The sequence below is a fragment of the Curvibacter sp. AEP1-3 genome (genome assembly GCF_002163715.1).
In the GTDB taxonomy this organism is placed as follows: domain Bacteria; phylum Pseudomonadota; class Gammaproteobacteria; order Burkholderiales; family Burkholderiaceae_C; genus Allorhodoferax.
Genome location: NZ_CP015698.1, coordinates 2,581,164 through 2,593,571 on the forward strand (window position 1 = coordinate 2,581,164; position 12,408 = coordinate 2,593,571).

A 12,408-nucleotide genomic window follows, 5' to 3' on the forward strand; every position below is an offset into this window, starting at 1 on the left:
TTTCTGGAAGCCCTGAAGGGGAAGATCAGCGCAAGTTGGGAGGGGCCGTTTTGTAGAAGTTGCGGTAGCTGACGTATTCGCTGCCATTAGACGCCACAAAGCTGGCATCGGGCAACAGCCCGACCAGATTGCCCGAGGCCGCCAAGATCTTCACACCCTGCACGTCTTTGCCCATGTCGGCAAAGGCTTTGGCTACCGCTTTCAGGTCTTTCTCGGGCACATTCTTGGAGGCCATGAGAGCCAAGTCATACAAGGGATCAGACTGCCAGAGCACGCGGATCTTCTTGCCTTCACGCTTGACCCAACCTTCGGTCAACTGGGAGTTTGCGCCCACCGCCTTGACCCGGCCACTGGCCAACTGGGCGAAGGCGCCATCCATATTGCCGCCGAACACCACCTCCACCGGGATGTTGCGGTTCAACAGTTGGGCGTAGCTGAACTTGTAGGCGACCAACGCTTCCGGGCCGGGAAAAGCCACCGACAGGTTGGCGAGTTGCTCCAGTTTCTGGTACGGCGAATCCGCGAGAACCACAATCTGGCTGTGGATGGGCGGCGTCTGCCGGCGCCCGAAAACCTTCCAGCCAAGGTGGTCGCGGTCGGGGCTGAACAGGTGGTTGGAGAACACGAACTCCACTTCATTGGCGAGCACATACGCCGTGGTGTCTGCCGAGGTGCGGCCGATTTTGAGCTGCAGCTTCACGCCGCTCTTGGCGGTGATGTATTCAATGATGGGGTTCCAGTAGCGGGCGGTGAGCTCCAAGCCGTACTGGTTCACCGGGGAAAAGCGGTAGACCGGGGCTTCCTGCGCGAGGGTGGGGGCTGCGGCTGCTAGAGCGAGGCTAGCGGCTGCGAAAGACAACCAATGGCGACGATGTTTCATTGTTACTCCACGACGTGTTGTTATCGGCGTTTCACCGCGCCACTGTAACGGACGCTCAGGTCATACGATGCCACGGGCCTGCAAGTCTTGTATTTGACCTGCATCAAGCCCCAGCTCTGTGAGCACCACCTGTGTGTGTTCACCCAGAGCCGGCGGGGGGTAGCGCAACTTCACGGGTGCTGCTGACAGGCGGATCGGGCTGGCGACGGTTCGGATGCTCTCGTAACTTGCAGTTGCTATTGTTTTAGTAGCGGCTTGCGCTGATTCCGCGGGCGCTACCTGTTGATTCAGCACCAAACTTCGGGCTTGTACCTGAGGGTCGGCAAATGCGCGAGCCAGCGTGTTGATGGGCCCGCAAGGCACCGCCTTGTCTTCCAGCAAGGCAATCCAGGCATCCGTGCTGCGGGTGCGGGTGACTTCCATCATCAGCGGAATCAAGGTGCTGCGGTTTTCCACCCGGCGGGTGTTGGTGGTGAAACGCGCGTCCTGTACCCATTCGGGGCGGCCGGCGGCCTGGCAGAAGCGGGCGAACTGGCCGTCATTGCCGATGGCCAGCAGCATGGCGCCGTCCTGCGTGGGGAAGTCCTGATAAGGCACCAGGCTGGGGTGGGCGTTGCCCATGCGCTGCGGCTCGGCACCGGTATTGATGAATCCGGCTGCCTGGTTGGCCAGAATGGCCATGCCTACATCCAGCAGCGCCATGTCGATGTGCTGGCCTTCGCCGGTGCGGTGCCGCATTTCCACCGCCGCGAGGATGGCGCTGGTGGCATAAATGCCGGTGAACACATCGGTGATGGCCACGCCCGCGCGTTGCGGACCGCCACCGGGCTCACCATCGGCCCTGCCCGTGATGCTCATCATGCCGCTCATGGCTTGGATCATCAGGTCGTAGCCCGCCCGCTCGGCATAGGGCCCGGTTTGGCCGAAACCGGTGATGGAGCAGTAAATCAACCGGGGGTTCAGGGCCTTGAGGCTGGCGAAGTCCAATCCGTAGTGGGCGAGGCCACCCACCTTGAAGTTCTCGACCAGGATGTCGCTCTGGACTGCCATTTGGCGGATCAACGCCTGCCCCTCTTCCTTCGCCATGTCGACGGTGATGGAGCGCTTGTTCCGGTTGCAGGCGGTGAAGTAGGTGGCATCTTGCGTGGGATGACCATCTGCGCCCGGCATGAAGGGCGGGCCCCAGTGGCGGGTGTCGTCGCCGGCGACCGGTCGCTCCACTTTGATCACATCGGCCCCCATATCCGCCAACATCTGGGTGCACCAAGGACCGGCCAGCACCCGGGAGAGGTCCAGAACTTTGAGGTGAGAGAGCGCGCCTTGGGGAGTGTTGGGAAGGGTCATACCGGCTTCAATGCATGGAATGGCCCATGGTAGCCTGTGCGACCGGTTTGACAGGGTCGATTTCACCCGTAAAATTCGCACCTGAAAACGATTTCAAATGAGAATAATGCAAGGACACCCCGTGACCGCTCCCGAGACATTCCCCCTGCCCCCTTTTCCTTCCGATTTTCGCTGGGGCGTAGCCACCAGCTCTTACCAGATCGAGGGCGCTGCCGCCCAGGACGGGCGCGGCCCCTCCATCTGGGACACATTCTCCAAAACACCCGGCAAGGTGGTGAACGGTGACACCGGTGATGTGGCCTGCGACCACTACAACCGCCTCGAATCCGACCTCGACATGATTCAGAGCCTGGGGGTGGACAGCTACCGCTTCTCGATCGCCTGGTCCCGGGTGCAACCTCTGGGCTATGGCGCCTGGAACACAGCAGGCCTTGACTTCTATGAGCGCCTCGTCGACGGCTTGTTGAAACGCGGCATCGCCCCGTTTGCCACCCTCTACCACTGGGACTTGCCCCAAGGCTTGCAGGACTTGCAGCAGGGCTGGGAAGCCCGCGACACCGCCTACCGTTTTGCCGACTACGCCCAGCGCATGGGCAAACTCCTGGGCGACCGCGTAGCCAGCATTGCCACCCACAACGAACCCTGGTGCACCGCCACCCTAGGCTACGACCAGGGCGTTTTCGCCCCCGGCAAGAAAGACGTGCCCGCCATGCTGCGCGTCTCCCACCATCTGCTGCTCTCGCACGGGCTGGCTCTTCAGGCGATGCGCGCTGTGGGCGTGAAAGCACCGCTGGGAATCGTGCTGAACCAGTCGCCCACCACGGCGGCCACCGACAGCCCGGCGGACCAGGCCCGCGCCCAGCGCGAGTACGACCGCTTTGTGCGCTGGTACATGGACCCGATCTTCAAGAAGGCTTACCCCCAAGGCCCTGAGCTGGCGCAGCCCGACAACATCCAGGACGGTGACTTCGACATCATTGCCCAGCCCTTGGACTTTCTGGGTATCAACTACTACACCCGCATCTGGGCCAGCACCAGCACACCACCGGTGCCTGCGCCCAACAAGGATGGCGTGTCTGACATGGGCTGGGAAAACTACGCTCAGGGCCTCTCGGACCTGCTGCAAGGCATTCACCGCGACTACACCCTGCCACCAATTTACATCACGGAAAACGGATTTGCTGAGGCTGACAAGGTGGTCGATGGCCGAGTGAACGACCCCGGCCGCCAAGCCTATATGCAGACCCACTTGCAAGCGCTGCACGAGGCCATGGCCGCGGGTGTGGATGTGCGCGGCTTCTTTTACTGGAGCCTGATGGACAACTTTGAGTGGGCCTGCGGCTATGAGAAACGCTTCGGGCTGGTGCATGTGGACTACACCACCCAGCAGCGCACCCTGAAAGACAGTGCCTTGCGCTACCGGGCGTTCATCGCCAGTCAGCGCAAGCGCTAAACAAAAAAGGCCCGAGGGCCTTTTTTTTCGTATGCATTTGGGGAGCTATTGATTCAGACCTGATTCAAGCCTGCCATTTTCGGGTGGTCTCGCGCACCATGAGCTCCAGCGGGGGCAACTGCACCGCCTCTGCGGGGTAACCCATCATGTCGAGCAGCATGCGGGCCGCATACAAGCCCACTTCGTACACCGGCTGGCGCACGCTGGTGAGTGGTGGGGTCATGAAGCTGGAGGTGGGCATATCGTCAAAGCCGACCAGCGACACGTCTTCCGGCACACGCAGACCCCGCTGGTAGAGCGCCAGCCGCGCGCCGAGCGCGGTGTCGTCATTGGCGCAAAAGATGGCAGTGAATGAAACACCGCTCTCGATCAAGCGTTGCACTGCGGCATGGCCGCCTTTGTCGGTAAAGTTGCCGCGCACCAGCAAGCGCGGGTCCGGCTCCACACCGGCCTCTGCATGGGCCTCCAGATAGCCCAGGTAGCGGCCTTGCGCATCGGCGCGGTTCTCAACACCGGCAATGTGCGCAATGCGGGTGTGCCCCAGCGCCAGCAAATGGCGGGTGGCCAGATAGCCACCGAACTTCTGGTCGACATGGATGGAGCGCAGGTTGGGCCCTTCCAAGTCCCGCTCGGTAATGACCACCGGCTGTTGCTTGGCCACGTCCAGCACGTCCTCATCGGCAATATCACTGGTCAGGATGATGACGCCATCGACGCGGCGCGAAGTCAGCAGCTTCAGGCTGGCCACATCGGTCTGGGCATTCCAGTGGCCGCTCACGATGATGGGAGAGTGGCCGCTGGCCTCCAGCCCCACCTCGATGCCCTTGAGCGCACGTGAATAGAACTGGCTTTCAATGGACTGGGTGAGCACACCCACCGTCATGGTGATGCCGGTCTTCAGGCTGCGGGCAAAGATGTTGGGGCGGAACTTGAGCTGGGCGATCGCCGCTTCCACCGCTTCGCGTTTGGCCGGGGCTACACGGGCGGTACCGTTCAGGATGCGGGAGACAGTGCTTGGGGAAACCCCCGCCACGCGGGCCACGTCCAGCAGCGTTACAGGTTCGCTGTTGGAGGGGGAGGCGAAGGTGGTGGTCATGCGGGTTCAGGCAGGTGGTTCAGACCCGCCGGAGTTTATGCGATGCCCACCGCGGCCGCACTGACACGGGCCGCTAGCGGATATCAGTTGGCGAACGCGGCAATGCCCGTTTGGGCCCGGCCCAATATCAGGGCGTGGATATCGTGCGTACCTTCATAGGTATTGACCACCTCGAGGTTCACCAAATGGCGCGCCACCCCGAACTCGTCGCTGATGCCGTTGCCACCCATCATGTCGCGGGCCATGCGCGCAATGTCCAAGGCTTTGCCGCAGGAGTTGCGCTTGAGGATGGAGGTGATTTCCACCGCTGCCGTGCCTTCGTCCTTCATGCGGCCCAGGCGCAGGCAGCCTTGCAGGCCGAGTGCGATTTCGGTTTGCATATCGGCCAGTTTTTTCTGGATCAGCTGGTTGGCGGCCAAAGGGCGACCGAATTGTTTGCGGTCCAAGGTGTACTGGCGGGAGCGGGTCCAGCAATCTTCAGCCGCCCCCAGTGCACCCCAGGCAATGCCATAGCGCGCACTGTTCAAGCAGGTGAACGGGCCCTTGAGTCCACGGATCTCGGGGAAGGCGTTTTCTTCGGGCACAAACACACCGTCCATCACGATCTCACCGGTGATGCTGGCGCGCAAGCCCACCTTGCCGTGAATGGCCGGAGCCGACAGGCCCGCCATGCCTTTTTCCAGTACAAAGCCACGGATGGGGCCGACCGCTCCGGCCTCGCTGACCTCTTTGGCCCAAACCACGAACACGTCGGCGATCGGGCTGTTGCTGATCCACATCTTGCTGCCAGAGAGCTTGTACCCGCCTGCCACTTTTTGGGCACGGGTGGCCATGCTCTGGGGGTCGGAGCCATGGTCGGGTTCGGTCAGCCCGAAGCAACCTATCCATTCGCCGGTAGCCAGTTTCGGCAGGTACTTCTGGCGCTGGGCCTCGGTGCCGAACTCGAAGATAGGCACCATCACCAACGAGGACTGCACGCTCATCATGCTGCGGTAGCCACTATCAACCCGCTCGACTTCGCGGGCGATCAGGCCATAGGCCACGTAGTTCAGGCTGGGGCCGCCGTATTGCTCGGGAATCGTGGGGCCCAAGAGACCCAACTCACCCATTTCCCGGAATATTGCGGGGTCGGTGCTGCCGTCCCGGAAGGCTTGGGTCACGCGGGGGAGCAACTTGTCCTGGCAGTACGCAGCGGCGGCATCGCGCACCATGCGCTCGTCGTCAGAGAGTTGGCTGTCCAGCAAAAAGGGGTCTTGCCAATTGAAGGCGGCGTGGCTCATGGAGTGCTCCGGCAGAAGAAAGGAATGCAGGGATCGTAGCCCCTGCTTAGTGCCTGTGCAAGCAAGCGTTTTGCACACAGGCATGCATTTAACTCATTTTTAAATCCAAAAAAACGCGATTTTTGACGCTTTGACGCCGATGTATTGCGTGCGATGCATACCTATGACATAGTCCGCGCCAATTTGGAGAGCAATTCCATGGGCAACAGCAGCACCACGACAACAGCACCTGAAGTGCGCAAACCAGTCACCATCTTCGGCCCGGATTTCCCGTTCGCGTTTGACGACTGGATCGCCCACCCCGACGGGCTGGGCCAGCTCCCCGCACACCGTTTGGGCGAGGAGGTGGCCATCGTCGGCGCAGGCATGGCCGGCATGGTCGCCGCCTACGAGCTGATGAAGCTGGGCCTCAAGCCGGTGATTTATGAGGCGTCCAAGATGGGCGGGCGGCTGCGCTCGCAGGTATTTGAAGGTACGCAGGATGTGGTGGCGGAACTGGGCGGCATGCGCTTTCCGGTCTCGGGCACCGCGTTCTACCACTACGTCCACCTGCTAGGCCTAGAGACCAGGGACTTCCCCAACCCCCTGACGCCCGCTTCGGGCAGCACAGTCATCGACCTGGAGGGCAACACCCACTACGCGCGCAGCCTGCAAGACCTGCCGCCGATCTTCAAAGAGGTGGCGGACGCCTGGGCCCAGGCACTCGAAGACGATGCCCGCTTCAGCGACATGCAGAACGCCATCCGCAACCGGGATGTGCCCACACTCAAGCGCATGTGGAATGCGCTGGTGCCGCTCTGGGACGACCGTACGTTTTACGACTTCATCGCCAACTCCAAGGCGTTTGCCAAGCTGTCCTTCCATCACCGGGAAATCTTCGGTCAGGTGGGTTTTGGCACCGGCGGTTGGGACTCGGACTTCCCAAACTCCATGCTGGAAATACTGCGAGTAGTCCTGACCAATTGCGATGACAACCAGCGGCTCATCGTCGGCGGGGCCGACCAGGTGCCTCACGGCCTGTGGCGCCACGCGCCTACGCAACTGGTGCACTGGCCGGCAGGCACTACCTTGCAAAGCCTGCACAGCGGTGCAACCCGTGCGGGGGTAGCCGCCATTGCCCGCGCCGCGGATGGCCGACTCGCCGTCACCGACACCTGGGGCGACACGCGCCAATACAACGCGGTGCTGACGACCTGCCAGAGCTGGCTGCTCACCACCCAGATTGCGGTCGAAGAATCGTTGTTCTCGCACAAGATGTGGATGGCGCTGGACCGCACACGCTACATGCAATCCAGCAAAACCTTTGTCATGGTGGACCGGCCATTTTGGAAAGACAAAGACCCGGAAACCGGCCGCGATGTGATGAGCATGACGCTCACCGACCGGCTGACCCGCGGCACCTACCTGTTTGATAACGGGCCGGACAAACCTGCCGTGATTTGTCTGTCTTATGCCTGGATGGGGGACGCACTCAAGATGCTGCCGCAGACCCCGGAGAAACGCGTCAAGCTGGCCCTGCAGGCCCTCAAGAAGATCTACCCCAAGGTGGACATTGCAAGCCACATCATCGGCGACCCGATCTGCGTATCCTGGGAGGCCGACCCTTACTTTCTGGGAGCCTTCAAGGGCGCATTGCCCGGGCACTACCGCTACAACCAGCGCATGTACGCCCACTTCAAGCAGGACGGACTTCCGCCCGAACAGCGCGGCGTCTTCATTGCCGGGGATGACGTCTCGTGGACACCCGCATGGGTAGAGGGGGCTGTGCAAACGTCCCTGAACGCGGTGTGGGGCATCGTGCGACATCTGGGCGGTCACACCCATGCCGCCAACCCCGGCCCCGGTGATGTGTTCGACACCTTGGGGCCGATTGCGCTCCCCGAATGACTGCCATGCGCGCACCTCTGAAATTGGCACTGTGGCAATGTGCCCCCGCTCCGCTGGATGTGCTGGGCAATCTGGCCCGACTGGAAGCTGCAGCCCGCGAGGCCGCCGGTGCAGGAGCACAACTCTTGGTGTCCCCCGAAATGTTCATCACGGGTTACGCCATTGGCGCGCCGGCCGTACAGACCCTGGCCCAAGCGGCAGACGGCGCTTGGGCCGACGCCATGGCCGGCATTGCGCAACGCCACAAACTGGCGTTGGTGTACGGCTACCCCGAGCGCGGCGCAGACGGCCGCGTGTACAACGCAGCCCAATGGATCGATGCGTCAGGCCTGCGCTGCCTGAACTACCGCAAGGCCTATTTGTTCGGCGATCTCGACCGCAGCCAGTTTGTAGCCGAGGCGCAAAGCGCCCGGACCTTCGACTTCCATGGCTGGAACGTTGGCATGCTGATTTGCTACGACGTGGAGTTTCCCGAAGCCACCCGCGCACTCGCGCTTGCGGGCGCAGACCTAATCGTGGTGCCGACGGCCAACATGGCGGATTACGACTTCGTGGCCCGCTCACTAGTCCCGGTGCGCGCGTATGAGAACCAGCTGTTTGTAACCTACGCCAACTTCACCGGCCCCGAGGGCGCACTGCAATACGGTGGTTTGAGTGTGGTTGCCGGGCCTGATGGCGAGACCCTGACAAAAGCCGGTCGTGAACAGGCGCTGGTGTTTGCCACTCTGGACGATGAGCGGCTCACTGCCGCCCGCAATGCCGTGCAGCACGTTCGAGACCTGACGGCCCTCCACAACCCACCGACTTAGCCCGCCCCATGCGACGAAAAATACCTGCCACCCAAGCCTTGCTATGTTTCGAGGCTGCGGCGCGCCACGAAAGTTTCACCCGCGCGGCCCAGGAGCTGTCGCTCACCCAAAGCGCCATTTCGCGGCAGATCACCACGCTCGAAGAGTTGGTGGGCATGGCACTGTTCCGCCGCACGCGGCATGGCGTGGCGCTGACCTCTGCGGGCACGCGCTACGCCACCCAAGTCGCGTCCTGGCTGCGCGGGCTGGAGCAGGACACCCTGGACCTCATGTCCACCCGTGGCCATGGTGGCGCGGTGCAGTTGGCCAGCGTTCCCACCTTTGCAGCGCGTTGGCTCCTGCCGCGCTTGCCCGACTTTCATGCCAAGCACGCCAACACCGTCGTGCACATTGAAACCCGTACCCGCCCGTTTCTGTTCAACGACACCTCGTTCGACGCAGCCATCTTCGCCTGCACCGAATTACAAATCCGCCATTGGGCAGGCACGCGCTGCTATCCGCTTTTGCAAGAACAGGTGGTTGCCGTGTGCAGCCCGGCCTTGTTGCGCGGGCGCAAGGCATTGAGTGCGGCAGAAGTGGCTTTGCTGCCCCTGCTACAACAAAGCACCCGGCCCGACAGCTGGCAAAGCTGGTTTTCGGCGCAAGGCATTGAAGCAGCCAACGCCTTTGCCGGGCCGCGGTACGAGCAGTTTTCCATGGCTTCGTCAGCTGCCGCATGCGGAATGGGCGTGGCCTTGGTGCCACGCCTGTTGATAGAGGCAGAGCTGGCCCGGGGTGAGCTGGTGCTCGCGCACCCTGCGCCGCTGCCCGGTGAGCGGCACTACTACCTGGTGCTCCCGGAAAACACCGAGGCCGGCCCAGCCGTGGAGCTGTTCAGCGCATGGCTCCAGTCAGTGTGCTCTCCCGCAGCGCTCTAACGCACAAGAAAAAGCTGCGGGCAACGCTGCGCCGCGGCTCCCGGGGAGAGTCTTCGGTTTAGCTTGCCGCTCAGGGCTGGCGCACGATCACTGGCTGGATGTTGAAAAGGTGTGCACTGCCGGGCTCCACACCGACCTTGACCCAGTGCAGGCTGGGGCTGCCGAATGTTTGCAAACGGGTCAGATTGGGCAATAGCTTGCTGGGGCTGTACAGGGGCTTGTCCACTTTGAAGAAGTGGGTGTCTCCATGCACAAACAGCACCTGGCCTTTGTAACTTTCGGTTTGCTTCACGACCGCAGCCATAAAGTTGCGGTAGCCGCTGAACTGGGGCAACTCGCTTTCGTCGGTCTCTTCGGTCTCAGGCCAGTCAAAGCCGGGGTCGGCCTGGATGACCAGCACCACGCCTTCGGCCTTGTCTGCCTTGGCCTTGGCGAAGGTGGAATCCAGCCACTGGATGTTGGCGGCATCACGTTCCAGATATTCCGCATTCGAGGCATCGCACTGCGCAGCATTGCGGGCGCTCTTGGCCGTGCACTCCTTGGCGCTCATGATCACGTTGTTGTTGCTGCCGGGCACGTTGATGCCGGCAAACACCACGGGGCCGTAGCTGAAGCGGGTGTTTTCGACGTATTTCTCACCGAGCTTGCCCTGGTGCTCCAAGGGCAGCGTAGCCTGACCCAAGCTCGCAGCTGAAGGGAACATCACCTTGCGCAGGTGAGCCAAGCGCTCGAGTGCATCAAATCCGCCGTTATTGGTGCGGTGGCAATCGGTCCACTCGTTGTCTCCGGGCACATAGACCACGGGCTTCTTCATGCTGCCGAACATCTTGAGGGCATCGACGTAGATGTCGTCGGTGCATTTGGAGCTGCCGTCCTTGATGTCGCCGTCATACACGGAGAACGCAATGTCCGAGGCGTTGATGCTGTTCAGCACTGCGGGCAGCTTGCTGTCGTCTCCGGCTTTTTTGTAGGGCATGTCACCCCACAAACCGAAGCTGTAGCTGTTGTTGGGAGTACCGGGCGCAGTGGCGCAGGCAGTCAGGCTGGCAGCAATCGCCAGAGCGCTTAAGAGACGGATAGACATGGAGAACTCCGGAAAAGAGGGACTAGGCAGGGCGCTGCGGCACGCGGCCGCACGGCACTTGCTCAATGTCCGCGCTTTGCGTGACAACGGTGTGACAGACGCAAGACAAGTTGCGCCCCAAAACCGTGACAGCACGCACCATCGCTGCACCCCAAGCCGGTGCAAGGCGGCCGACAAACGGGCGGTTTTATGGTGCAAACCCCTAGTTACAGCGTGGCACGTGGATTGCTAGCATGCACACCATGACTTGACCAAACGGTCAGTTTTTTAAGGAGTTGCCAGCGTGTCCACCCCCTCTTCTTCTCCCGCCGACGTTCGTGCAGGCCGCCTCGCCACCGAGGAATACGCCAAACGCTTTGCCGACGCCACCCCGCGCTTCACGGCGTCGCAAGCCCTGCTGGAAGCCGAGCGCTGCCTGTATTGCTATGACGCCCCCTGCGCTACCGCCTGCCCCACCAGCATTGATGTGCCGTCTTTCATCAAGCGCATTGCCGATGGCAACCTGCGTGGCTCGGCCCAGACCATTCTGGACAGCAACCCCTTGGGCGGCATGTGTGCCCGCGTCTGCCCCACCGAGAACCTGTGCGAAGCCGTCTGCGTGCGCAACACCCAGGAAGACCGGCCTGTGGCTATTGGCCGCCTGCAGCGCCACGCCGTCGACGCGTTGATGGAAAGCGCCAAGCCCCAGGTCTTTACCCGCGCTCCCGCCACCGGCAAAAAGGTGGCTGTGGTGGGCGCAGGGCCTGCAGGCTTGGCCTGTGCCTACACCCTGGCCCGCCAAGGCCATGACGTCGTGGTGTTTGACGCCAAGCCCAAAGCAGGCGGCCTGAACGAATATGGTTTGGCCAGCTACAAAACACCGGATGACTTTGCCCAACGCGAAGTCCAGTGGCTGCTGAGCATCGGTGGCATCACCATCCAGAACAACTGGAAGCTGGACACCGTGGCGCAACTCGAAGCCCTGCGCAAAGACTACGCGGCCGTATTCCTCGGCATGGGTCTGTCCACCACCCAGCAACTGGGCGTGCCCGGCGACAGCTTGAACGGTGTGCAGGATGCGGTGGACTTTATCGCCACCTTGCGCCAGACCCAAGACCTCTCCACCTTGCCGGTAGGCCGCCGTGTGGTGGTCATCGGTGGCGGCATGACTGCGGTGGACGCCGCGGTGCAAAGCAAGCTGCTGGGCGCCGAAGAGGTGCACATCGTTTACCGCCGCGGACAGGAGAGCATGTCCGCATCCACCGCCGAGCAGGAATGGGCGCAGACCAACGGCGTGACCATCCACCACTGGCTGGCTCCGGTCGAAGTGATTGGCGAAGCCGGTCACGCCACCGGCGTGACCTTCGCGCGCCAAGCCATGGTCAACGGAAAGCTGAGCGCTACCGGTGGCACCACCACCTTGGCAGCCGACATGGTGCTCAAGGCCATCGGCCAGAAGCTGGGCAACCCGGTATTGGCCGAGAGCGGCCTGACCCTGAAGGACGGCCGCATCGCCACCGATGAAGCCGGCACCACCAACTTGAAAGGCGTGTGGGCCGGCGGCGACTGCCGTGCCGGCGGTCTGGACCTGACGGTCGAAGCCGTGGAACACGGCAAGCAGTCCGCCCACGCTATTCACGCCTTCATCACTGCCTAACGGGCGCCACGCATTCCGGAGA

At 62.3% G+C, this 12,408-nt stretch carries 10 protein-coding genes; 5 read left to right on the forward strand and 5 right to left on the reverse strand.

What is annotated here, in order from left to right:
* Window positions 1-25 precede the first annotated feature (25 nt).
* Both AEP_RS12015 and AEP_RS12020 read right to left on the reverse strand, forming a co-directional pair.
* Window positions 26-880: a phosphate/phosphite/phosphonate ABC transporter substrate-binding protein gene (locus AEP_RS12015; protein ID WP_087495596.1), complete on the reverse strand. Its 855-nt coding sequence runs from the start codon at window positions 878-880 to the stop codon at window positions 26-28.
* Window positions 881-940: 60 nt separating this feature from the next.
* Window positions 941-2,224 carry a CaiB/BaiF CoA transferase family protein gene (locus tag AEP_RS12020; protein ID WP_087495597.1) on the reverse strand — a complete coding sequence of 428 codons (1,284 nt, stop codon included), beginning with the start codon at window positions 2,222-2,224 and terminating at the stop codon, window positions 941-943.
* A gap of 106 nt (window positions 2,225-2,330) precedes the next feature.
* Here AEP_RS12020 and AEP_RS12025 point away from each other — a divergent pair, with 106 nt between their 5' ends.
* A complete protein-coding gene (locus AEP_RS12025; RefSeq protein WP_087495598.1) occupies window positions 2,331-3,677 on the forward strand; it encodes a GH1 family beta-glucosidase in 1,347 nt (448 codons plus the stop codon).
* Between the two features lie 64 nt (window positions 3,678-3,741).
* Here AEP_RS12025 and AEP_RS12030 read toward each other — a convergent pair whose 3' ends face one another.
* Both AEP_RS12030 and AEP_RS12035 read right to left on the reverse strand, forming a co-directional pair.
* Window positions 3,742-4,773, reverse strand: a complete 1,032-nt coding sequence (locus AEP_RS12030; RefSeq protein WP_087495599.1) for a LacI family DNA-binding transcriptional regulator — start codon at window positions 4,771-4,773, stop codon at window positions 3,742-3,744.
* Window positions 4,774-4,856: 83 nt separating this feature from the next.
* Window positions 4,857-6,053: an acyl-CoA dehydrogenase gene (locus AEP_RS12035; protein WP_087495600.1), complete on the reverse strand. Its 1,197-nt coding sequence runs from the start codon at window positions 6,051-6,053 to the stop codon at window positions 4,857-4,859.
* 198 nt (window positions 6,054-6,251) lie between these two features.
* Between AEP_RS12035 and AEP_RS12040 the strand changes: the two genes are divergently transcribed.
* From AEP_RS12040 to AEP_RS12050, 3 genes are read left to right on the forward strand one after another with little or no spacing between them, the layout of a single operon-like run.
* Window positions 6,252-7,940 (forward strand): flavin monoamine oxidase family protein, encoded by a 1,689-nt coding sequence (locus tag AEP_RS12040; protein WP_087497311.1) that lies wholly within the window; start codon window positions 6,252-6,254, stop codon window positions 7,938-7,940.
* A gap of 5 nt (window positions 7,941-7,945) precedes the next feature.
* Window positions 7,946-8,749: a carbon-nitrogen hydrolase family protein gene (locus AEP_RS12045; RefSeq protein ID WP_198301816.1), complete on the forward strand. Its 804-nt coding sequence runs from the start codon at window positions 7,946-7,948 to the stop codon at window positions 8,747-8,749.
* An 8-nt stretch (window positions 8,750-8,757) separates the two neighbouring features.
* The gene (locus tag AEP_RS12050) at window positions 8,758-9,666 is read left to right on the forward strand and encodes a LysR substrate-binding domain-containing protein (RefSeq protein WP_087495601.1); all 909 of its coding nucleotides are present in this window, start codon (window positions 8,758-8,760) and stop codon (window positions 9,664-9,666) included.
* 70 nt (window positions 9,667-9,736) lie between these two features.
* Here the strand turns inward: AEP_RS12050 and AEP_RS12055 are convergent, their stop codons facing one another.
* Window positions 9,737-10,750, reverse strand: coding sequence for a hypothetical protein (locus AEP_RS12055; protein ID WP_087495602.1), 1,014 nt, complete (start codon window positions 10,748-10,750; stop codon window positions 9,737-9,739).
* Window positions 10,751-11,033: 283 nt separating this feature from the next.
* On the opposite strand from AEP_RS12055, the gene AEP_RS12060 reads away from it, so the two are divergent.
* A complete protein-coding gene (locus AEP_RS12060) occupies window positions 11,034-12,386 on the forward strand; it encodes an NAD(P)-dependent oxidoreductase (protein WP_087495603.1) in 1,353 nt (450 codons plus the stop codon).
* Window positions 12,387-12,408 lie beyond the last annotated feature (22 nt).